Source organism: Erwinia sp. 009765445 (assembly GCF_058137865.1).
In genome coordinates, this window is sequence record NZ_JBYUWC010000017.1 from 39,800 (window position 1) to 61,827 (window position 22,028).

Here is a 22,028-nt window from a genome sequence, read left to right on the forward strand (position 1 = left end):
GAAGATGGGTGCTATATCAGCAGAAAAAACTGACGCAATACAAGCTATTTTTTCACGTAAGAAAGCGGTGATAGGTGTTATTCACTGCGCCCCCTTTCCAGGTGCGCCAAAATACAGTGTAAAAACAGTGGGTGATATAATTGAGTGTGCGCTTCGTGATGCTGATAATTATATTTCCGGTGGTGTTCATGGCCTTATTATTGAAAATCATGGCGACATTCCTTTTTCCAAACCGGAGGATATTGGTCCTGAGACGGCAGCCATCATGGCGGTGATTACCGATAAAATCCGCACCCGCTTTAATGTTCCGCTGGGGATCAACGTACTGGCTAACGCCGCTATTCCGGCGCTGGCTACGGCACTGGCCGGTGGGGCCGATTTTGTCCGCGTAAATCAGTGGGCGAATGCTTATATCGCCAACGAAGGCTTTATCGAAGGGGCTGCCGCGAAAGCCCTGCGCTATCGCAGCCAGTTACGCGCCGAACATATTAAAGTGTTTGCTGACAGTCACGTGAAGCACGGCAGCCATGCGATTGTCGCCGACCGTTCGATTCAGGAGCTGACCCGCGATGTGGACTTTTTCGAAGCGGACGCGGTGATCGCCACCGGTCAGCGTACCGGAGACAGTGCAACCCTGAGCGAAATTGATGAAATCCGTGGTGCAACCGCGCTGCCGCTGCTGGTGGGGTCGGGCGTGACGCCGGATAACGTCAGCGAAATCCTCTCCCGTACCCAGGGGGTGATCGTCGCCAGCGCGCTGAAAGTTGATGGCGTCTGGTGGAACGATGTTGAGCAGGCCCGCGTCAAACACTTTATGGCTGCGGCTCGTGTAGCGCTGGGGGAAGAATAGTGGAAGCGTTCAGCGAGCGTTTACTGCGTGAACATCAGGGGGACTGGCAGGCGATGCAGCAGCACCGCTTCGTCTGCGAGATTGAGCAGGATAGCCTGCCGGAACAAGTGTTCAACCGCTATCTGGTGTTTGAGGGCAACTTTGTGGCAACCGCTATCGCCATCTTCTCACTGGGTGTGGCTAAAGCGCCCGGTATCCGCCAGCAGCGCTGGTTGATTGGCGTGCTGAACGCTTTGGTGGATACACAGATTGCCTGGTTTGAGAGCGTGCTGGCAAAGCGTAACGTTGATCCGGCAAACTATCCGGACGATCTGCCCGGCGTGCGGCGTTTTCGCGATGGCATGCTGAACGTGGCACAGCGCGGCAGCTACGAGGAGATTATCACGCTGATGTTTGGTGCTGAGTGGATGTATTACCACTGGTGCAAGCGAGTGAGTGCGGCAACCCAGAGTGATGAGGACGTGCGTCGTTGGGTTGAGCTGCATGCGGAAGAGGAGTTTTTCCAACAGGCCAGCTGGCTGAAGGAGGAGCTGGATCGCTGTACGGCAGAACTGAACGCGGAGCAGCGGTTTGCGCTGTCAGAGTTGTACGGCAAGGTGCTGAAGTGGGAGATAGATTTCCATACGGCGGCTTATCCTGAAGAGGGCTGAATTTCGCTAAGGCAGGTCAAAATCACTAAACAGGGCGGAATAAATCCGCCGCTGGGGCCGGTTATTGGCAGGGGCGAAGTTATTCGCCCCATTTTTTGTTAACCGCGTAACGTATCGATATCGATCACAAAGCGGTATTTCACGTCGCTTTTCAGCATACGTTCATAGGCTTCGTTAATCTCATTCATCTTGATCATCTCAATATCAGAAACGATATTGTGCTTGCCGCAAAAATCCAGCATTTCCTGAGTCTCTTTAATGCCGCCAATCAGTGAACCAGCCACGCTGCGACGTTTAAAGATCAGGTTAAATACCTGCGGTGATGGATGGTCATGTTCAGGAACGCCAACCAGCGTCATGGTGCCATCGCGACGCAGCAGGGTTATGAACTGGTTCAGATCATGCTGAGCCGCTACGGTGTTCAGGATGAAGTCGAAGCTGTTGGTGTGTTCAGCCATCTGATCGGCATCTTTAGAGATGACCACTTCATCAGCACCCAGACGTTTACCGTCTTCCACTTTAGAAGGGGAAGTGGTGAACAGCACGACATGCGCGCCCATCGCATGGGCAATTTTCACGCCCATATGGCCAAGGCCACCCAGACCCACGATACCGACTTTTTTACCCGGGCCGACGCCCCAGTGGTGCAGAGGAGAGAAGGTGGTGATACCGGCACACAGCAGCGGTGCGGCACCAGCCGGATCCAGGTTGTCAGGGATGCGCAGCACGAAATCTTCGTGAACAATCACCTGAGTGGAGTAGCCACCGTAAGTGGTTTCGCCAGTGATACGGTCCTGACCGTTATAAGTTCCGGTGAAACCGTTTTCGCAGTATTGCTCAAGGTCTTCTTTACAGCTGTCGCAGGTGCGACAGGAGTCAACCAGACAGCCCACGCCGACTAAATCACCCACTTTGTATTTATGAGTGTGGCCGCCAACTGCGGTGACGCGGCCAACGATTTCATGGCCAGGGACGACCGGAAAAATGGTGTTTTTCCATTCGTTGCGGGCCTGGTGAAGGTCGGAGTGGCAAACGCCACAGTACATAACCTCAATCTGGACATCGTGTTCACGCAGTTCGCGCGGCTGGTATTCAAACGGGGCCAGCTTTGATTTTGCGTCCTGGGCTGCATAAGCATGAGTAACGTTCATGGTGTCTCCAGTAATTGAAAGTGTCTTGTTCGTGACGCTAAAACGAGAACTCTAAGGATAGTTAGCCAGCGGCAAAGGGGGTATACCGGAATCTGTTTAAATCTTGCCTGATCCTGCAAACATTTGTCTGATGGGGCAAAAAAGGGGGGCGAGTAAGTTTCTGTGGTAGTGGGGCGAAGTCATTCGCCCCACAAACATTATTTAATATTTAACAAAGGCTTCAGGAAGCGGGCAGTGTGCGACTCCTTGCACTTCGCGACCGTCTCCGGCGTACCGGAAACGAGGATCTTCCCGCCGCCGCTGCCGCCTTCCGGCCCCAGGTCAACAATCCAGTCGGCGGTTTTGATCACATCAAGATTGTGTTCAATCACCACGATGGTGTTGCCCTGATCGCGTAGCTGATGCAGCACTTCCAGCAGTTGCTGAATATCCGCAAAGTGCAGGCCTGTGGTCGGCTCATCAAGGATATACAGTGTCTGGCCGGTTCCGCGCTTCGACAGTTCCCGGGCCAGCTTAACGCGCTGTGCTTCACCGCCGGACAGCGTGGTGGCCGATTGACCAAGGCGGATATAGGAAAGCCCCACATCCATCAGCGTCTGCAGCTTACGCGCCAGCGCCGGAACGGCATCAAAGAACTCGCGTGCTTCTTCAATGGTCATCTCCAGCACTTCGTGAATGCTTTTGCCTTTGTATTTAATCTCCAGAGTCTCACGGTTATAGCGTTTGCCCTTGCAATGATCGCACGGCACGTAGATATCCGGCAGGAAGTGCATTTCCACCTTGATCACGCCGTCACCCTGACAGGCTTCGCAACGTCCACCACGCACGTTAAAGCTGAAGCGGCCCGGCGTGTAGCCACGGGTACGGGACTCTGGCACGCCAGCAAACAGTTCACGTACCGGGGTGAAAATGCCGGTATAGGTGGCAGGGTTGGAGCGTGGCGTACGGCCAATCGGGCTCTGGTCGATATCAATGACTTTATCGAAATGTTCCATGCCGCTAATTTCGCGATAAGGCGCAGGCTCTGCGATGGTGGCACCGTTCAACTGGCGCTGAGCGATCGGGAACAGCGTGTCATTGATTAGCGTGGATTTGCCCGAGCCGGACACGCCGGTGATGCAGCTGAACAGCCCGACTGGCAGCGTCAGCGTCACATCTTTCAGGTTGTTGCCCTTTGCGCCGGTCAGCTTCAGCACTTTATTAGGATCGCCTTTAACACGATCCTCCGGCACCGCAATCCCACGCTTGCCGCTAAGGAACTGCCCGGTCAGGGAAGCCTCCACGGCCATAATGTCATCGACCGTACCTTCTGCCACAACCTGACCGCCGTGCACACCGGCACCCGGACCAATATCGATCACATGGTCGGCGGCGCGGATCGCATCTTCATCGTGCTCCACCACAATAACCGTATTGCCGAGGTTGCGCAGATGTACCAGCGTCTCCAGCAGGCGTTCGTTATCGCGTTGGTGCAGGCCGATTGAAGGCTCATCCAGCACGTACATCACGCCGACCAGACCCGCGCCGATTTGGCTGGCAAGGCGGATACGCTGCGCTTCACCGCCAGAGAGCGTTTCGGCGGAACGGGACATCGACAGGTAGTTCAGGCCAACGTTGACCAGGAACTTCAGGCGGTCGCCAATCTCTTTCAGCACCTTCTCAGCAATCTGTGCGCGCTGGCCGCTCAGCTTCATGTTCTGGAAGAACTCCATCGCATGACCGATGCTCATGTCAGAAATGGTTGGCAGCGTGGTGTTTTCAACAAACACATGGCGCGCTTCACGACGCAGGCGCGTGCCTTCACAGCTGGCACAAGAGCGGTTGCTGATAAACTTTGCCAGATCCTCGCGAACTGCCGCAGATTCCGTCTCTTTATAGCGGCGCTCCATGTTATGCAGCACGCCTTCAAACGGATGGCGACGGATCGAAGTATCACCGCGGTCGTTAATGTATTTAAACTCGATATTCTCTTTGCCTGATCCGTACAGGATCACCTTGCGGGATTTTTCATCCAGCGTGTCGAACGGCGCTTCGATATCAAACTTCAGATGCTCTGAAAGTGAGCGCAGCATCTGGAAGTAGTAGAAGTTACGGCGATCCCAGCCGCGGATTGCGCCGCCAGCCAGAGAAAGCTCCGGATTCTGCACTACGCGCTCCGGATCGAAATATTGCTGCACGCCCAGTCCGTCACAGGTCGGGCAGGCCCCGGCCGGGTTGTTGAAGGAGAACAGGCGGGGTTCCAGCTCGCTCATGCTGTAGCCGCAGATTGGGCAGGCAAAGTTGGCGGAGAACACCAGCTCTTCCGCTTCCGGATCGTCCATATCGGCGACCACGGCGGTTCCGCCAGAAAGCTCCAGCGCGGTTTCAAAGGATTCGGCCAGGCGCTGCTGCAGATCTTCACGCACTTTGAAGCGATCCACCACTACTTCGATGGTGTGTTTCTTTTGCAGCTCCAGCTTGGGAGGATCCGACAGATCGCAGACTTCACCATCAATACGCGCGCGGATATAGCCCTGAGAAGCCAGGTTCTCCAGCGTTTTGGTGTGTTCGCCTTTGCGCTCCTTGACGATTGGCGCCAACAGCATCAGGCGGCGCCCTTCCGGCTGCGCCAGCACGTTATCCACCATCTGGCTGACGGTTTGTGCCGCCAGCGGGACGTAATGATCCGGGCAGCGCGGCTCGCCCACGCGGGCAAACAGCAGGCGCAGGTAGTCGTGAATTTCAGTGATGGTGCCCACGGTGGAGCGCGGGTTGTGTGAGGTTGACTTCTGTTCGATCGAAATGGCTGGCGACAGCCCCTCTATATGATCGACATCCGGCTTCTCCATCAGGGAGAGAAACTGGCGCGCATAGGCAGAAAGCGATTCCACATAGCGGCGTTGCCCCTCGGCGTACAGCGTATCAAACGCCAGCGAGGATTTGCCCGAACCTGACAGGCCGGTGACAACAATCAGTTTGTCGCGGGGGATGATCAGGTTGATATTCTTCAAATTATGGGTGCGGGCACCCCGTACTTCGATCTTATCCATTCACAATTCCCGGATTAACACAGACCCCACCATGCCTGTCCGGCACGGCCAGAATGAAGCCTGTTATTATGGCACAAAATAACCTGATTGGATATACAGTGTTTTGCCGGATCGTTCAGACCGGGATCGGCTGCTGCCACTGCCCGATAAAGTTTATTTTTACGATCCTTCTCCAGCCGCGGGATGTAACGCTGCAAGCCGGATATGTTGCTGTGGATCTGGATCCGAAGATAGGATTTGCGGGTATACAATGTTAGAATTTCCGGCTTAGACTTAAAGCTGAATAATTATCGGAGACACGTACATGGCCAGCAGAGGCGTAAACAAAGTGATCCTGGTGGGCAACCTGGGTCAAGATCCGGAAGTCCGCTACATGCCAAATGGCGGCGCCGTTGCCAACATTACCCTGGCCACGTCCGAAAGCTGGCGTGACAAGCAGACCGGCGAAACTAAAGAGAAGACCGAGTGGCACCGCGTTGTGCTGTTCGGCAAGCTGGCAGAAGTGGCGGGCGAATACCTGCGCAAAGGCTCTCAGGTTTATATCGAAGGCGCACTGCAGACTCGTAAATGGACTGACCAGGCCGGTGTCGAAAAGTACACCACCGAAGTGGTGGTTAACGTCGGCGGCACCATGCAGATGCTGGGCGGCCGTCAGGGCGGTGGCGCAGGCGCACCAGCAGGTGGCGGTCAGGGCAACAATAACGGTTGGGGCCAGCCGCAGCAGCCGCAGGGCGGCAACCAGTTCAGCGGCGGCCAGCAGTCCCGTCCGCAGCCACAGCAGAGCAGCGCGCCAGCGAATAATGAACCGCCAATGGATTTCGACGACGATATCCCATTCTAGAGTTGACCTGAGCGTTATTTGTAGAGAATAAACACATAGGCCCCTGTTAATTCAGGGGCTTTTTTATGCCTGATGCTTTCTTATGTTACCCATGCTGGCTGGCTATCCTGGCTATCCTGGCTATCCTGGCTATCCTGGCTATCCTGGCGCTCCTCAGGGTTCCAGAATCCCGGCAATCTGCTGAGCGCTGAGCGAAATACCAAAAAAATTTTGATAGAAATCGTGGGTCTCTTTCACCATATCGATATCGGCAAAGCGCTGGGGATAGAGGGTTTTCGCCAGCCAGAGGATCTGTATCGCTTCTTCGCTGGTTTCCCGGCACCACCAGAACAGCCCCTGCGGATTCACATACACCCGATGATGCCGTACCGCAGAAGTTGACTGCCAGGCTGCCGACTCGCGGATGATTTCAGCATCTCTGCGGTTCATGGCAACGATCGCTTCAGGGCCAGCGGTCACCACTTTCTCCAATGGAACTTCTGCTGCTCCCCTTTTCCCGGCGGGGAACCACTGTTCCGCAACATTGACCGCACCGGCAAGATCCATCCAGTCCTGATTCAGCGACGGGCGGCCACTGGTTTTGAGCGGGCTGCCCATACTGTGATAAACCCTGGCGCGTCCTGCCGGAGGCAGATCTTCCAGCCGCTGCTGGATCAGGGCGATATTATGGTCAAAATAGCGCTGATAGCGCTGAGCTATGGCTTCGGCATCCGGCCCTAATGCTTTCGCAGTCAGTGTCACCCGCTCGCGTAATGCCGCAATCGAGTTGGCCTGCAGCGCCAGGGTTTTCACCCCTGCCTGAGCCAGAATCTCCGGCTGACTGAGATGCATATTCTGCGGAATAATCAGCAACTGGGCCTTCAGGGCAATCACCTGCTCAGAGTTGATTTCATGAGCGGTGGTGACGCCGATCGCCGGTACCCGTTCGATTCCGGGATAGATCTGGCGGAACAGCGGTATACGCTGTGCCACCGCAGAAGTGCCGACAATATTTTCACCGTATCCCAGCATGGCAATAATGGTATTTTGCGCGGGCCAGGGCGTGGCTACGCGGATGACACTATGTCCTTCAACTGCTGCCATGCCCGTGGCGGGGAGTAACAATACAGAAAGCAGCAGGGCTACAAGGCGTTGTTGAATATTCATGGTAATCCGGTGCCTCCCATCTGGAGGGCACCGCTCCGGTTATCAGAAATCGAACGTCACTGAGGCCCGGACTTCACGACCCGCACCGGGAAATGCGCTGGCTGAACCGCCGCCGTCAGTATCTGAAGGGAAGATCGAAGCCCAGTAGTGCTCATTGGTGACGTTATTCACCGTCAGGCGCAGAGTGGTCGGCACTTTATTCAGTCTGGTGGTGTAGCGGGGGCCAAGATCCAGCGTGGTAAAGCTTTTCGCCCAGTTGGAATTGGTATCACTGGCGGCGCGTTTGCTGGTGTAGTGAATATTCGCGCTGTAAACCAGCTCCTGCATGGATGGCAGGCTGTATTCCATCAGCATATTCGCCTGAACTTTTGGTACACCCACCACCTGTTTATTGCTGGTGCTGTCTGAGACCGTGTTTTTTAACTTTGGATCGAGGAAGGTGACGCCGCTGTAGATATTCAGACCTTTCCAGATGCTGCCACTGGCGGTCAGGTCCAGCCCCTTATTCACCTGATTACCCTGTTCTTTGTAGGTCATGTCAGACGGATCGACATAGGCAAAAGGGCGATCCAGGCGGAACAGCGCCTCACCAAGGTTTATACCACTGAACTCTTTCTTCAGACCGATTTCATATTGCTGGCTGCGATACGGATCCAACGATTGACCCTCATTTTTTACGCCCACACCGAGCGGCGCAGTGCCTCCCTGTTCCAGTGAATCTGCGTAACTGATCCAGGCCATCAGCGACGGGGTGATTTTGTACATGACGGTCGCATTCGGGCTTAAACCTTTGGCGGTAGTCTCGCCGGTTTTACTTACCTGCTTGCTGTAGCTGCGGGTTTCCAGCCAGCTCTGGCTCAGGTAAAACATCGCGGACCATTGCGGGGAGAACGTCACGGTGTCGCCGACGGTGATGCTTTGCTGGGTATTCACGCTGGACCTGGAACGGTCACCGTTTTTACGAATGCGTCCATTGCCCGGTTCTTCCATCGGGGCGGGGTGGTAAAAGTTGGAAGTGCCCAGGTCATAACGCTTGCTGGCCCCTTTCGCACCATAAATTGACCAGACATAGCCGTTGGTGGAGAACGCCAGATCGTGTCCGATATCGCCGGTATTTGCGTGACCGTTAAGCGTCACCGTGTTGCTCAGAACCCGGAAACGTCCGGCTGCGGCGGAATCACTGATTGATCGTGCAACAGTGCCGTCATTATCTTTGAGGGTACTGGAGACTGTACGCATAGCGCGATCTGCCTGCTGGAACCCCACTCACTCCCGCAGTCAGCCACCACTCTTCGTTGAAATAGTGGATCAGACGGCTGCTGAGAGTATCCGTGGTCAGATCGTTCCCGGTGGTTGGCAGGGTGTAGTTCTTATTTTTCGGATCTGGAGCCGAAGGCAGGTCGATCCCTTTACCATAGCTGAACCCGCCGACATAACCTTTTTGCAGAAACTCATAGTGGCTGGCATCCAGCTGCAGCTGGGTGCCCGACTGGATATTCCAGTCCAGAGCCAGCGAAACCAGCTTGCGGCGGAGCGTGCTGTCATCAACGTTACCTTCGCCTTCCTGATCCACCAGGTTTAACCTGTAGCCGAAGCGCTGCCGATGGTCAAAATGCCCTCCCAAATCCGCAGAGCCGCTGAAGGCATTGCGATTCTGATAGCCCACGCTCACGCGGCGAAGCGGTTCAGCCGTCGGACGTTTAGCCACGAAATTAAACTGTCCTGCCGGGCTGGCCGGGCCGTACAGTGCGCCGGTCAGGCTGTTAATCACATCCAGCCGCTCCAGCATCTCCACCGGGAAGGCGGTAGTGGAGACGATATTCAGCCCGTCGAGGCGACTGTTCGCGGCCACGCTTCCCTGCATTCCGCGGCTTTGCGAGCGACCCACATCCATGCCACCACGGGCCTGCATCTGGCTGCCCGAAGTATATATCAGCAGTTCGCTGACGCTCTGCGCCTGCTGGTTGGCAATCATCTCTTTGCTGACGGTATTGGTGGAATAGGGCATATCAGCCCAGGCTCTGTTACCGAGAGGGGCGAGTTCAATGTCAGGAGTGACAAATCCGGCACCGGCCTGATTGGCGGCCACCGGACCGGAAGATTTCCGGGCGGTCACCACCATCGTTGTCTCTTTCTGCGGCTGAGTTTGATTAATTGAAGAAGAGGGTGTATCCGCAGAGGCTGCAGTTACCATCCCGGGCAGAGTGGTCAGCACCGTGACCAGCAAGATCTTATCCATAAGTTTTGCTCCGTTGTGTAGAACGTTATATTACGATCGTAAGAGTGGGATATTTTGATCTCAGTCAGGCCAGCCTGCGTTCAACATTTGGCGTACCAATAACGTGCTACAGAGCCGGTTTCTTATTAATCTGCTCATTGATTAAAAGCAATGTTGCAAAACTGTTATCATCAGGACAGTTCAGGCAACGGAGCAGGGTGAAATGGCGGGAATGGTTTTACTGCCGGGCGTGATGTGTGACGCCGGGCTGTGGCAGGAAATGGCAGAGGATCTGGCGGCGTTCGGACCGCTGGTTTATGGCGATTTATCCCGTGATGCTTCGCTGGAAGAGATGGCGACAAGAGTGCTTTCAGAAGCTCCGGCACGGTTTACGTTGGTGGGGTTTTCAATGGGGGGGTATGTCGCCCGGGAAATGATCCGTCAGGCACCGGAACGGGTGGAAAGGCTGATTCTGATTGCCACCTCCAGCAAGCAGGACAGCCAGCAGGCACAGTCTTTCAAAGCGGCCACCGCAAAATCACTGTCTGCTTCTCACGGGGCTTTTCGGGGCCTTGGCCATAAAGCCATCGCGCTTTCGCTCAGTGAAAAACATGCTGACAACGAACGCCTGCAGTCTCAAATCCATCAGATGAGCCTGCGAATGGGAAAAGAGGCGTATTGTCGCCAGTTGCTGATGGCGCGCAACAGCGACACGCACCTGCTGAGCCAGATTTCTTGCGCGACATTAGTGATTGCTGCCCAGCAGGATCGGATGCGCAGCGTGCAGGAATCCCGGACGCTGCATGAGCATATTCCTCAGGCCCGGCTTGAAATCATTGATGATTCGGGACATATGTTGCCGCTGGAGCAGCCTGCCGCGCTGATGCAGGTGATGCAGCGCTGGCTGGCAGCTACTCCGGTATAAACATTTACTAAAAATAATGCAGAAACACGCTCAAAAAGTGATGTGAAAGGGTAAATTAGCTGAGTTTTTTGGCAACATAGTGCACGGATGCATACGGGCCTTAACAGGAAAGATAATCAGGCAGAGATGGCATTAATGAAAAAATGGTTACTGGCGCTGGGCATGGCGCTGTTTGCTTTGCACGCCGGAGCGGCGGCACAAATTAACGACCCTCAGACTGCCAGCAAAAACTTTTACAGTTGGTACCTCAGCGCGTTGAGCAAGGATGAAAGCCCAATCGATGAGCACGATCCGCTGCTGAACGAGTATGTAACGCCGCAGCTGCTGCAAAAAATTTACGTGCTGATTAAAAGCCCGGACGGCATGGATGACGACTACTTTCTGCAGGATCAGGACTACAGCGATTCCTGGGTGGATCACGTCAGCGTCAGCCGCTTCACTATCAATGGCGATACCGCCTCTGGTGACGTGACGCTGGGTAACGATCCTGACGATCAGCAGCAACTACTGATTACCATGCACCGGGATCGTAAAGGCTGGAAAATTGATGACGTAGGAAAAGAGAATAAATAGCCCCGCACAGGCAGGGCTGAAGGCGGGGCGATCAGATATGATCTGCAAACTGCTGGCTGAGCGTATCCAGCAGTTCGTAACGCTTGCGGTATTCTGAGCGCTTCTTGCTGACGATCTCTTCAAGCGGTTTACGCGGGAAGGCGAGTGGGATCTCATAGAGTTTTGACGACAGCGGTTTAGCGTTCAGCGTTTCCCAGAATTCGTTATAGCTGGCATGAAACAGGCTTTTCTTCTTCAGGCGATAGCGGAGGCTGCGGAAGATATGACCGGTATCGCTGACGGCCTGAATTTGTGCAACGCCCGTCGCTCCACAGAACAACACCAGCGCCTCCATCAGCAGACGTTTCGGGAACAAGCCATAACAGGCTTTGGTCGCCTCCCGGATCATCTCATGCGGCGTGTCCCGGTGGGCACCCTGAATGCCGCCAATCACCACCACTTTATCCTCCTTCTGCCGGGTCACGGCAAAGGTCAGCATGGCCAGTTTCACTTCATTAAAGGTGATAAACAGGTTCACTTCTCCTTCGCGCTCGCAGCGGCCGGTACAGGCAAGAGTGATCCCGAACTGCTCGCCATTTTTCCCGCTGAAACGGATTAATTCGACTCCCTGCTCAGTCAGCATTGCCTGGCGCAGACGCGGGGAGGCCAGATTTTTAGTGAAGTCATAGTGATCGATCACCGCCTGCACGCGCCTCATCACCGGCATGCCGCCATAAAGGTAAGGGCGGTGGATCTTGCTCGGCAGCGTGTGCTGGATCGACAAAATATCGCGCATCACCGGCTCTGCTGAAATGGCGTTCACCAGCCGGTGCGTGGGGGCCGGGTAAACCAGAGAACGCATCAGATATTTGACCCGATACTCACGGTCATACCAAAGCTTGCCAGGCTTCAGCTTGCCGTTCACACCAGAGACAGGAAAAAGGTCAGGCTGGTCTCCTGACGGGGAGCGAGTGTGGTATCAGACAGGATGTGTATTCCTGTGGGAAAACCACAGTGAAGCACCGCCAATCTCAACGCTGTTTAAACTGACCACAGAGGTTAAGGTTATCTTAATGTGGTTGAGTGAATGTTTAAAATGTTAAGATTTTAAGTCAAATTATTTATAATAACAGATAGTTATTATGTGCTTGTGTTATTAAATGGTGGCCATTTAATGGCTGTAGAATGGATTGCTGTTGCCAAACATCGTAGTCTTAATGCCATTACGGTTGTAGATGGAGGCAACTTTGCAGGGCGTTCCGGCACAGTTCAGCTTTGACAAAGACCGCGCCCAGTTCCGGCACCTTGCCGGGTTACCAGGCGTGGAGCTTTATCACGCCCATATCTCACGCTATGCCTTTGAACCGCACACTCACGAAGCTTTTGGTATCGGCACCATCGATGCGGGAGCGGAGCGCTTTCGTTATCGCGGCGCACAGCACATTGCACCTGCCCGGTCGCTGGTGCTGATGAATCCCGATGAACTTCATACCGGCGAATCTGCCACTGAAAACGGCTGGCAATACCGGATGATCTATATCGATCCACAGCAGCTGGAAGCCATAACGGGTGAGCGCGGTTGGTGGTTCTCGGATGCAGTACGTTTCGATCCGCAGCGTGCCGTACAAATTTCCCGCCTGTTGGCTGCTTTATGGCACGTCAGGGATCCGCTGGAAAGAGACGGGATGATGCAGTCCCTGATTGATCTGTTGCGTCCCCATGCCAGAATCGGTGACAAATTCCCCGATGAACCCGCGCATCGCTTCGACATTGTTAAAAGCTTCCTGCGCGATAATCTTTCCCTTTCCTTAACCCTGGCCGATCTTGCCGGGCTGGTCTCGCTCAGTCCGTATCATTTCCAGCGTCAGTTTAAGGCGCAGTTCCATGTCACTCCCCATCAGATGCTGATGGCCTTTCGTCTGTTCCGCGCCAAAGAACTCCTGACCCTGGGGCTGCCCGCCGCCGAAGTTGCCCTTGCCGTTGGGTTGACCGACCAGGCGCACCTGACCAAAACTTTTGCCGGACGTTATGGCATTACGCCGGTGCGCTATCAGAAACAGGTTGTAGCAAGCCGTTAAGCGCAATTTGCTACAATCTTTTTGCCTGTGCACAGCAGACAATGGCGTTTTCTCTTTCTGATACTCAGGATAAAAATGTTTGCTGGTGTTCTCTTTGCCCTCACCGCAGGGCTGATGTGGGGCCTGATCTTTGTCGGCCCGCTGCTGGTGCCGGAGTATCCCGGTGCTCTGCAATCCGTTGGGCGTTATGTGGCCTTCGGGCTGATCGCGCTGCCGCTTGCCTGGCGTGACAGGCAGCGGTTAAGCCTGCTGACACGCAGCGACTGGGTTGAAGCCCTCAAGCTGGCGCTGGTCGGTAACCTTCTTTATTACACCTGTCTGGCCAGCGCCATCCAGCGTACCGGCGCCCCGGTTTCCACCATGATTATCGGGACGTTGCCAGTGGTCATTTCGGTCAGTGCCAATCTGCTTTATGGCCGTTATGATGGGCGGCTGGCGTGGCGGAAGCTTGCCCCGGCCCTGGTGCTGATTGCTGGAGGGCTGGTTTTTGTCAACGTGGCGGAATGGCAGGGAGGCAGCCAGCAGGACGATCTGCTGCGTTATCTGAGTGGCATCCTGCTGGCAGTGGTCGCAATGGTTTGCTGGACATGGTATCCGCTGCGCAACGCACGCTGGCTGCGTGAGCATCCGGACCGCAAAGCCACAACCTGGGCGACGGCTCAGGGCATCGCCACTTTACCGCTGGCGGTGGTGGGATATCTGCTGGTCAGCCTGCAATTGCACTTCACCCGCCCCGATTTTTCGCTGCCGCTGGGACCGCGACCGGAAGTGTTTATTCCGCTGATGATCCTGATTGGCCTTCTCTGCTCCTGGCTTGGAGCGCTGTGCTGGAATGAGGCGAGCCAGCGCTTGCCTACGGTACTGGTTGGCCCTTTGATCGTTTTCGAAACCCTTGCAGGGCTGGCCTATACTTTTCTGCTGCGAAGCAGCTGGCCACCATTACTGACCGCCTGTGGAATCGCCTGTCTCGTGGCTGGAGTGGTTCTGGCAACCAGGATAAAGCCTGAGCCGGTAGTCCAGCAATTAACTGTCTCAAAATGAGGTGATAATAACGGTCAGGGCCGGTTTTTAAATCCCGGTCCTGCTGCCGGGTGGCTCCTTCTTTAACCAAAATTGTGATATCACCCGCATTTTTATCTCTAATTTTTTTCCTGAAATGCCGTTTTTTTTTCGCCAATCCCCTGGCACAGGAAGCAATTGTTCCGCTATAAGATTAATCGCTAATGCGATTCCTTCCTATTTTGGGACAGTCAATTTTCCCTGTTCATTAGCCGGATGGAAATTTTTGAGACGGTTTTTAATTTATCAAACCACCATTAACTCAAATTTTCCGCCCACTCTCTTTGAATGACAGGTCTGCAACGGCTTTGGAAACATTAGAAATACTGAGTTAAGGTATTGTCTGATGGTTGCTTTTCAGGCGAAATCCAGCCTAATGTTAAGTTTTACTACTTAATTAATGGCGGTGTTGTGGGTGGGGAAGTTAAAGAATTGTCCGTTTGATGGGGTGTTTCGTTAGTTTTGTAAGTGGCACATGAAATGATTTTTTGGAAGATGAGTGAGCATTGTGAATCAATGTTAAAATCGAATACATCACTTTTTTTGAACAAAAAGGGAGGTTTATAGCGCTTTAAGTAAGTGGTGCTAATGTCATAATGGGGTGCATTTATCTCTTAAATTTGAGATAAATGCACCATTAACTATATGACTTTAATGCAAAATTTTTTCTTGCGAAGGTAATATGACGACCTGGCAGGTGACAGCCGTGATGATTAACTCATCAGGAAAATATGTCGCCTGAAAATGAAAGTATCTTTTTCAATTAACAGTGGGAATATTTTAATTTTTAGCTGGGCGAATAAAAAATGTGTCGCCCGTCTCAATTAATGATTTTCCAGGTTGTACGGATAATGATACACGCTGCGGCTAATATCCAGCAACCGGCAGCTGCGGCGGGTACCGATTTCGTAAGTGTCCTGTAAAAAATTAACTGCCTGACGCTTGTCATTGGTAGTAAAGAAGTTTTTCAGGACGCTCTGTAACATTTCCTTATCAGAAGAGAGCGTTAGCAGTTCGCGCTCCATGGTGTGCACTTTCTCTTCCAACTCTTTGATTTTTCTACCCTCCTCAGAGAAAAGACCGGCATATTTCTTTTTCCAGCTATAGAAAGTGGCCTCGGAAATCCCCAGATCTTCACAGATCTCCTTTACTTTAACCCCGCACTCCGATGCTTTAATAGCATTGGTGATTTGCTCTTCTGTATATCGTGACTTTCTCATAAATGCTATTACCTTTCTTAACTATAATGTGATGAGAACAACTTCACTAATTCATGGATCTAAATGTTCCAGGAATTAGCTGAATGTTGTTAAGTTCGCGATTTGAATGGCACACATTAAGTTAAAGTATTATGAAGAAATATCATCATGGGATTTCTCCGATTTTATTTTATTAGAGGCCAGTTAGCTTTCGATATTCTGTTTTTTGTTATAAATTCGTTCGTATCGGCAGCGAGGGCTGGTGGATGATTCAGATTAATCCAGCTCACAGAAAAAAATCTGTGCCAAAATAAATTACCGATTTAGAGATTTGCTGATTTGGCTCACAGGAATTCAAGTCCAGATATAATCAGAATATTCCTGAAGGATGATAAGTTTAAAATAAATCTTTTGAATAAGAGCGGGTTCGTTTCGTCCGCATAATAAAAAAATTTTCAGAGCCCACTTGGGTTCAGGGTTAGCTTGGCGTGACTTTCTCCCTTGTAGACAAGGACGTACCGAGTATTGGCAATACGTTAAAGCACTACAAAGGATGCTTGGATGAAACACAGTGTCGTATCAAATGCAGCCTGGATGATGTCAGAGAAAGTGGTCTCTGTATTCGGTGTGATATTTGTCACATCCTATGTCGCTAAATCTTTTGGCCCATCCGTTTTTGGTCAAATAGCATTTTCTGCCTCACTTTTTTCAATTGTTCAGACCATTGCTATATTCGGGACTGAAACCATTCTGTTTAAAAGTATCAGCAAAAGTGCGACCAAGGGCATACGCCTGATGGCGGTGGCAAAACAATTGCGTATGGCGTTGTTATTATTACTGTCCGTACCGGTTTTGATTTATGTCTGGTTAATTATGCGGGAAAACTTTCTGGTTTTCGCCATTGCTGCATTTCTGTCATCGCTGTTCGTGACGCAGGATATCTTCAGCGTTTATAACAACGCCAGGCTGGAATCGCGCATGAACACCATTGCTAATGCAACAGGGATGGCACTCAGTTTTGGGATCAGTTTTACCGTGGCCTGGCTGAAGCTGAACCCCGTGTGGCTCTCGTTATCGATCGTGTCGGTGACACTGGTGCCTTACCTGATCAAGCGAAATATCTTCTTTCAGGCCAACAGCATCAGTCCGCCACCGAAGCGAAAGCACCGCAGCTACCTGCGCTATCTGTTTCATGCCGGGTTGCCGCTGGCGATTTCCAGCGTGTTTATCTCAATTCAGGTAAAGCTCGCACAGTTTTTCCTGGTTGGCGTGGGTTCAGCGCATGAGCTGGGGCTGTTTACCGCTGCGAATACGATCTCTGCCTCGTGGATTTTTATCCCTGTGGCAATCATTACATCCAGCTTCTCTGAGATCTTCAGGGAGCGGGCGGATGTGGCTGCGAAGTTAGCTGCGAAGCTGTATGGCTATGTTATGGCAGTCTCATTTTTGATGCTCTTAATCGTCGCGCTGTTTGGCGAGCAGATCATCCGTTCCCTTTATGGGCATGACTACACACAATCGGGAAATCTCGTTACGTTATTGTCGTTAGCAACCTGTTTTTCGGCAATGGGAACAGTAGCTTATCGTTACATGGTGAAAGAAGGTGGGTTTAATTATCTGCTGGTAAAGATCGTTTTACTGGTGGTGATTAGCGTGGCAACCAACTGGTTTTTCATTCGTTCCTGGGGACTGACAGGCGCTGCCTGGAGCGTACTGGTTACCGAGCTGTTGTCCCTCACGGTAATGAACTATTTCTTTAAGAATGGCGTCATTCTTAAAATACAGCTTTCCTCACTTAACTACAAAACCTACAAATGAGGTAAAAAATGTCAAAACTCAAAGCACAATTGAGAAACAGCGTCTTATACCTTCTCAGGAAAATGCCGTGGTCTTACCAGGACAGATTTCATTATTATCGTAAATTTAAAAAGTTACCCAATATTCGCCAGCCGAAATTGTTTAATGAGAAAATTCTGTATCGTAAATTTGTCACCGGCGACTATGTTCGTTATGGGATCCTTTCGGACAAAGTATTGGTGAGAGACTACATAGCAAAAACCATTGGTAACGAGTATTTAATTCCCTTGCTGCACGAAACGGATAAGCCCGTTACGCTGTTAGGACTTAAGTCGTTAAAAGATACGGTTATAAAATCCAACCACGGCTCAGGAATGGTGGAAATCCTGCTGGAAGAACCGGATTGTATTCAGAAGCAGTTGCTGATCAAGCGGTGCGAAGAGTGGCTAACCCGTGACTTCTCACTGGAAGCGCGTGAAATCCATTATCGCTATATCAAACCGCGGATTTTGGTTGAGCAGTACGTAGGTGACGGCAAGTTTGCTGCTGTCGACTATAAGTTTCATATGTTTAACAAGAAAGACGGCAACTTTGAGTACGTGCTGCAGATCATCTACAACCGTTGTGGAAACTCACCGCTGTCGATGAACTTCTACGTTAACAGCCTGACGTCGTGCTTCTATAAAATCCGCGATACCGGGTTGGACATCAGCAACGATTTGCCGACGCTGTACAAAGCGCTGGAGCTGAGCAAGAAACTGGCGAATGATTTCGACTACGTGCGGGTGGACTGGTACATCAATGACGGGCAGATTTACTTTGGTGAGCTGACCTTCACGCCGGGCGCGGGGCTGGTGACCGGACTGGATCACGGTCTCAATGAGATCATGGGCAACATGTGGGTGCAGGACCATAAATCTGAGGTTTTGCCAAGACCGGCAGGTGAAGTGGCAGCATTGCCTGTGGTGTTGAAGAAAGTCTGAACTGCGCCACGACACGACGAGCCGCTTTCTCTCAGAACGCGGCTCGTTTGCATTTTAAGGCATTGGGTAGTCAGTCGGGGTATGGCTCATCACGTCGACAAACACATCTTTGGTGATATGCCAGAAGTTGAGCAGGTTATCCATGCTCAGAGTGATACCCAGCAGGCCGGTCACGAACCAGCATGACATGCCGATCCCGACGCCGGTAAAGATGAATGCCATGCCGTTATGGCTGGTCTGGCGGCACTTCACTTTCAACGTGCTGGCCATAAACATCATCACTGCGCTAACCAGTTCCCATCTCATCAACACCAGGCTGGCGGTTAAGGTACCCATATCTTTTCAAACTCCGCGACAAATCATGCCTGACATTGATCTGCGCCACATGCAGGACAAAAAGTTGCCAGGATTGCTTTTTATCTGAGCTGGCTCAGGAGCCATAGAAGTGTGACGACGGTCACATTATATCACTCGATTTTAAAAATTGAACAATTTTTAGGCCTGGTATGGTAGTTTTTTTGCACCTGTTAAAATACATCTTAATTTCCCGTGGGTTATCATTTTTGCGTGATTGGGCCTGATGGTATAACAGGCCAGATTAATTTAACTTAGTCAAAAAGTTGGTCGTTTCTCACACCGCGAATTCTGCCAATTAAGCAATTGTTTTTATCATCCTTAGAATTTTATATTTAATTTAAGGAGGTTAGCCCTATTTTGAGACGATTGATGAGAATTGTTATCATTTATAAAGTTTAATTTTTCTTGGTATTACCGCTGTTTCTGCTGCCAGTAACTTATTAAAAAACAACCCTTTAATATTGCTAGCAATATTAAAGGGCAGATAATCACTTAACGTCCGTTTAGGCATTTTTCATTCTGACTTAAGTCAAATTAACCTCTTTAAGAGGAATCTGACCTGTCGAAAGTTGTACAAGCCGACATTGGGTTGTAGGTTTTTTTTAAACAAAAAGTCTTATAACTCATTCCCTTCCATTGCGAGGGGGGGAGAATTCCTGTCCCTCAAATAAGCTCGCTCAATAATCGTCATCGTGAAATGTCTTTATGGAGCAATAAAAATTAAATAAGGAGCCTTTGTGTTTTTCAATGGCTGTTTGCGGCTGAAAGGCCTGTTTTATCACCAGAGAACTTCCCTGGCTCTGTGTCTGCTACTGGGTTCATTACCACAGAGCAGCCAGGCCTCGGAAACCTATGACCAGATGATTGTTCAGGCCCGGTCGGGCAACAGCTCACCGGTGCTGGACTGGCTGGCGAAGGAGGCTGAACGCCGTCCGCTGACCCGTGGAGAATTGGCTGACTGGTTGCAGATTGCTGGTTGGGCAAACCAGGACCGCCAGGTTGTCGACATCTGGCAGCGTTATCAGGCCAGTGGGCCTCTGCCTGTGCGGGCCAAAGTGGCTGTTGCCCGGGCTTACCGTAATCTGAAAGAGTGGAATACCTCTCTGCTGCTGTGGCATGAGGCTCTGCGGGCTGAGACTGACAATGACGATCTGAACAGCGGGCTGATCATGACGCTGGCGGACAGCGGTGACACCACTTCAGCTCAGCAGCTTGCCCGCCAGCGTCTCGTTGTCAGGCAGACTCCTCAACGTTATCTGGATCTGACCTACGCTCAGCGAGCGGCAGGCAGGGACTGGGACGCTCTGCAAACGGCCAGCGAAGCGAAACGCCATTTTCCTGATGACGTTACCCTGCGCCGCGACTATGCTGCCACACTTTCGATGAACCGGGTCAGTGGCCCGGCGCTGCGGAATGCGGCACTGTCCAACTTCCTGCTGCAGAACAGCGCAAGCTTCAGGCTGATGCAGCGGCACAAGAAGTTCGTATCGCCGTGACTGCCAGCCGTTCGGAGGCTGAGCGTTTTCGTGTAGCCGACCGCGCGCTTGCCGACTACGACCGCCTGCTGGCTGCCTGGAAAAACCTCCAGTCTGCCCGGGCAGACTATCAGCGGGCACGGATCGATCGCCTTGGGGCGCTGGTTGCCCGCAGCCGGATGCGGGAAGCGACGGAGGAGTATCAGCAGCTGATAGCCGAAGGGCAAACCATCCCGCCTTATGCCCAGCGCTGGGCGGCTTCCGCATGGCTTTACCAGCACCAGCCGGACAAAGCCCTGAAGCTGTATCAGGCGGTGCGGGCTGAAGGGCAGGGAAGCCAGCTGACGCGCGACGATCAGAGCGATCTGTTTTATGCCTTCAGTGAGGATGAGCAGCCCGCAGGCGCCGGGCAGCAGAGTGAAGACTTCAGCCGCGCTAATCCCTACTACCGCCGGATTTATGGCTCGCCACTGCGCGTGCCCAACGAAAGCTGGCTGGATGCACAGCAGCTGCGCGTTCAGTCATCTTTTTTCACCGCCGACCTGGATGCTGCACAGAAACGTGCAGAGCATCTGGCCCGCACCGCGCCGGGTAATCAGGGGTTACAGATTGACCTTGCCAGTATTTACCTCTCACGGGGCTGGCCGCGTCGCGCAGAAGCGGAGTTGAAGCGGGTGGAAAGTATGGACGACCGGAATATTCAGCTGGAAACCCAGCAGGGCCAGACCGCGCTGGATTTACAGGAGTGGCGGCAGGCCGATCTTCTGGCCGATGACGTTTATCAGCGCCAGCCTGAGGACCATGCCACGCAGCGGCTCAGCCGCCTGCGCGACGTGCATCATATGTATGAACTGCGTATTGAAGGTGAGCACGGCATCAATTCAGACAGCCCGGTCAGCGGTGCAAACGATTTCTCGGTTGATGCCTTGCTGTATGCCCCACCGGTGGCTGAAAACTGGCGTTTGTTTACCGGCCTGGGGTTTAACGACAGCGAATTTGAAGAAGGGAAAGCGATTAATCGCAGCGTGCGCGGCGGTATTGAGTACCGCGCACGGGATAACTGGGCGGAAGCTGAACTGAACGGCCAGAACTATGGCTATGGACAGAAAACCGGCGTGCGCCTCTCCGGCTGGCATGACTTTAACGACCAGTGGCGAATTGGCGGTTCTGCGGAACGGCTGATGCGCGACACGCCTCTTCAGGCGCTGCGTAACGGCGTGACGGCCAACGGTGGCAGGGTATATCTGCGCTGGCAGCAGAACGAAAGCCGTTCATGGCAGGCCTCACTTACCCCGAGCTGGTTCTCTGATGGCAACCAGCGGCTGGAATACAGCATCGATGGTCAGGAGCGTATCTGGAGCGGCCCTTATCTGACGGTGGATTTCACCCCGAACATCAGCGGCAGCCACAACAGTAAAACCACCGGGCCTTACTACAGCCCGTCCAGCGACTTTGCCGTGGTACCTGCCGTTACCCTCGATCATCTGATGTACCGCCATTACCAGACAGAATGGAGCCAGGAGGTCGAACTGGGTGCGGGCGGCTACTGGCAGCAGGGCCAGGGGACCGGCGCGGTTACCACGATAGGTTACGGCCAGCGCGTGCGCTGGAACGACGTGCTGGATAGCGGCGTGATGCTGACCTGGGACAAACGCCCCTATGACGGCGTGCGTGAACAGAATCTCTCCGTGTCGTTTGACATGAATTATCGTTTTTAA

The 22,028-nt window shown here is 52.7% G+C and carries 17 protein-coding genes and 1 pseudogene; 11 read left to right on the top strand and 7 right to left on the bottom strand.

Translation table 11 applies throughout. The annotated features are described in order from the left end of the window. Positions 1 to 4: 4 nt before the first annotated feature. Together AC3Y5R_RS18155 and AC3Y5R_RS18160 are read left to right on the top strand one after the other, a co-directional pair. On the top strand, positions 5 to 850 hold the full coding sequence (locus AC3Y5R_RS18155; RefSeq protein ID WP_489922477.1) for a BtpA/SgcQ family protein: 846 nt from the start codon (positions 5 to 7) through the stop codon (positions 848 to 850). Then, the gene (locus AC3Y5R_RS18160) at positions 850 to 1,500 is read left to right on the top strand and encodes a TenA family protein (RefSeq protein WP_489922478.1); all 651 of its coding nucleotides are present in this window, start codon (positions 850 to 852) and stop codon (positions 1,498 to 1,500) included. Before AC3Y5R_RS18155 ends, AC3Y5R_RS18160 begins: the two co-directional genes overlap by 1 nt. Positions 1,501 to 1,598: 98 nt before the next feature. Here AC3Y5R_RS18160 and AC3Y5R_RS18165 read toward each other — a convergent pair whose 3' ends face one another. Next, positions 1,599 to 2,651: an NAD(P)-dependent alcohol dehydrogenase gene (locus tag AC3Y5R_RS18165; RefSeq protein WP_489922479.1), complete on the bottom strand. Its 1,053-nt coding sequence runs from the start codon at positions 2,649 to 2,651 to the stop codon at positions 1,599 to 1,601. Between the two features lie 197 nt (positions 2,652 to 2,848). Beyond that, positions 2,849 to 5,680, bottom strand: a complete 2,832-nt coding sequence (gene uvrA / locus AC3Y5R_RS18170) for an excinuclease ABC subunit UvrA (protein ID WP_489922480.1) — start codon at positions 5,678 to 5,680, stop codon at positions 2,849 to 2,851. 304 nt (positions 5,681 to 5,984) lie between these two features. Here uvrA and ssb1 point away from each other — a divergent pair, with 304 nt between their 5' ends. Then, a complete protein-coding gene (ssb1, locus tag AC3Y5R_RS18175; RefSeq protein WP_158781659.1) occupies positions 5,985 to 6,521 on the top strand; it encodes a single-stranded DNA-binding protein SSB1 in 537 nt (178 codons plus the stop codon). A gap of 153 nt (positions 6,522 to 6,674) precedes the next feature. Here the strand turns inward: ssb1 and AC3Y5R_RS18180 are convergent, their stop codons facing one another. Beyond that, positions 6,675 to 7,667, bottom strand: coding sequence for an ABC transporter substrate-binding protein (locus AC3Y5R_RS18180; RefSeq protein WP_489922481.1), 993 nt, complete (start codon positions 7,665 to 7,667; stop codon positions 6,675 to 6,677). Positions 7,668 to 7,709: 42 nt separating this feature from the next. Then, positions 7,710 to 9,789, bottom strand: a pseudogene (locus tag AC3Y5R_RS18185) (TonB-dependent receptor). 319 nt (positions 9,790 to 10,108) lie between these two features. Between AC3Y5R_RS18185 and AC3Y5R_RS18190 the strand changes: the two are divergent. Together AC3Y5R_RS18190 and AC3Y5R_RS18195 are read left to right on the top strand one after the other, a co-directional pair. Beyond that, entirely contained in the window at positions 10,109 to 10,810 is a 702-nt protein-coding gene (locus AC3Y5R_RS18190; RefSeq protein ID WP_489922482.1) for an alpha/beta fold hydrolase, read from the top strand. Between the two features lie 135 nt (positions 10,811 to 10,945). Next, positions 10,946 to 11,383 carry a DUF3828 domain-containing protein gene (locus AC3Y5R_RS18195; protein WP_489922483.1) on the top strand — a complete coding sequence of 146 codons (438 nt, stop codon included), beginning with the start codon at positions 10,946 to 10,948 and terminating at the stop codon, positions 11,381 to 11,383. Positions 11,384 to 11,414: 31 nt separating this feature from the next. On the opposite strand, the gene AC3Y5R_RS18200 is transcribed toward AC3Y5R_RS18195, so the two are convergent. Then, the gene (locus tag AC3Y5R_RS18200) at positions 11,415 to 12,287 is read right to left on the bottom strand and encodes a VirK/YbjX family protein (protein ID WP_489922484.1); all 873 of its coding nucleotides are present in this window, start codon (positions 12,285 to 12,287) and stop codon (positions 11,415 to 11,417) included. Positions 12,288 to 12,609: 322 nt separating this feature from the next. Here AC3Y5R_RS18200 and AC3Y5R_RS18205 point away from each other — a divergent pair, with 322 nt between their 5' ends. Both AC3Y5R_RS18205 and AC3Y5R_RS18210 read left to right on the top strand, forming a co-directional pair. Then, positions 12,610 to 13,440, top strand: coding sequence for an AraC family transcriptional regulator (locus tag AC3Y5R_RS18205; RefSeq protein ID WP_489922534.1), 831 nt, complete (start codon positions 12,610 to 12,612; stop codon positions 13,438 to 13,440). A gap of 75 nt (positions 13,441 to 13,515) precedes the next feature. Next, complete coding sequence (locus AC3Y5R_RS18210; RefSeq protein WP_489922485.1) at positions 13,516 to 14,481, top strand: DMT family transporter; 966 nt, start codon at positions 13,516 to 13,518, stop codon at positions 14,479 to 14,481. 842 nt (positions 14,482 to 15,323) lie between these two features. Here the strand turns inward: AC3Y5R_RS18210 and AC3Y5R_RS18215 are convergent. Then, positions 15,324 to 15,719 (bottom strand): transposase, encoded by a 396-nt coding sequence (locus AC3Y5R_RS18215; RefSeq protein ID WP_489922486.1) that lies wholly within the window; start codon positions 15,717 to 15,719, stop codon positions 15,324 to 15,326. A gap of 540 nt (positions 15,720 to 16,259) precedes the next feature. On the opposite strand from AC3Y5R_RS18215, the gene AC3Y5R_RS18220 reads away from it, so the two are divergent. Beyond that, on the top strand, positions 16,260 to 17,516 hold the full coding sequence (locus tag AC3Y5R_RS18220) for an MATE family efflux transporter (RefSeq protein ID WP_489922487.1): 1,257 nt from the start codon (positions 16,260 to 16,262) through the stop codon (positions 17,514 to 17,516). Positions 17,517 to 17,524: 8 nt separating this feature from the next. After that, positions 17,525 to 18,478 (top strand): ATP-grasp fold amidoligase family protein, encoded by a 954-nt coding sequence (locus AC3Y5R_RS18225; RefSeq protein WP_489922488.1) that lies wholly within the window; start codon positions 17,525 to 17,527, stop codon positions 18,476 to 18,478. A 54-nt stretch (positions 18,479 to 18,532) separates the two neighbouring features. Here the strand turns inward: AC3Y5R_RS18225 and AC3Y5R_RS18230 are convergent, their stop codons facing one another. After that, the gene (locus AC3Y5R_RS18230) at positions 18,533 to 18,814 is read right to left on the bottom strand and encodes a YjcB family protein (RefSeq protein WP_489922489.1); all 282 of its coding nucleotides are present in this window, start codon (positions 18,812 to 18,814) and stop codon (positions 18,533 to 18,535) included. Between the two features lie 758 nt (positions 18,815 to 19,572). Between AC3Y5R_RS18230 and AC3Y5R_RS18235 the strand changes: the two genes are divergently transcribed. Both AC3Y5R_RS18235 and pgaA read left to right on the top strand, forming a co-directional pair. After that, positions 19,573 to 20,331, top strand: coding sequence for a hypothetical protein (locus AC3Y5R_RS18235; protein WP_489922490.1), 759 nt, complete (start codon positions 19,573 to 19,575; stop codon positions 20,329 to 20,331). Continuing rightward, on the top strand, positions 20,328 to 22,028 hold the full coding sequence (gene pgaA / locus AC3Y5R_RS18240) for a poly-beta-1,6 N-acetyl-D-glucosamine export porin PgaA (RefSeq protein WP_489922491.1): 1,701 nt from the start codon (positions 20,328 to 20,330) through the stop codon (positions 22,026 to 22,028). Before AC3Y5R_RS18235 ends, pgaA begins: the two co-directional genes overlap by 4 nt.

Excerpts from the sequence above, each read along its gene's own strand:
- AC3Y5R_RS18155 (WP_489922477.1), top strand. The coding sequence starts at position 5 with ATGGGTGCTATATCAGCAGAAAAAACTGACGCAATACAAGCTATTTTT.
- AC3Y5R_RS18165 (WP_489922479.1), bottom strand. The coding sequence starts at position 2,651 with ATGAACGTTACTCATGCTTATGCAGCCCAGGACGCAAAATCAAAGCTG.
- uvrA (WP_489922480.1), bottom strand. The coding sequence starts at position 5,680 with ATGGATAAGATCGAAGTACGGGGTGCCCGCACCCATAATTTGAAGAAT.
- ssb1 (WP_158781659.1), top strand. The coding sequence starts at position 5,985 with ATGGCCAGCAGAGGCGTAAACAAAGTGATCCTGGTGGGCAACCTGGGT.
- AC3Y5R_RS18180 (WP_489922481.1), bottom strand. The coding sequence starts at position 7,667 with ATGAATATTCAACAACGCCTTGTAGCCCTGCTGCTTTCTGTATTGTTA.
- AC3Y5R_RS18190 (WP_489922482.1), top strand. The coding sequence starts at position 10,109 with ATGGCGGGAATGGTTTTACTGCCGGGCGTGATGTGTGACGCCGGGCTG.
- AC3Y5R_RS18195 (WP_489922483.1), top strand. The coding sequence starts at position 10,946 with ATGAAAAAATGGTTACTGGCGCTGGGCATGGCGCTGTTTGCTTTGCAC.
- AC3Y5R_RS18210 (WP_489922485.1), top strand. The coding sequence starts at position 13,516 with ATGTTTGCTGGTGTTCTCTTTGCCCTCACCGCAGGGCTGATGTGGGGC.
- AC3Y5R_RS18215 (WP_489922486.1), bottom strand. The coding sequence starts at position 15,719 with ATGAGAAAGTCACGATATACAGAAGAGCAAATCACCAATGCTATTAAA.
- AC3Y5R_RS18220 (WP_489922487.1), top strand. The coding sequence starts at position 16,260 with ATGAAACACAGTGTCGTATCAAATGCAGCCTGGATGATGTCAGAGAAA.
- AC3Y5R_RS18225 (WP_489922488.1), top strand. The coding sequence starts at position 17,525 with ATGTCAAAACTCAAAGCACAATTGAGAAACAGCGTCTTATACCTTCTC.
- AC3Y5R_RS18230 (WP_489922489.1), bottom strand. The coding sequence starts at position 18,814 with ATGGGTACCTTAACCGCCAGCCTGGTGTTGATGAGATGGGAACTGGTT.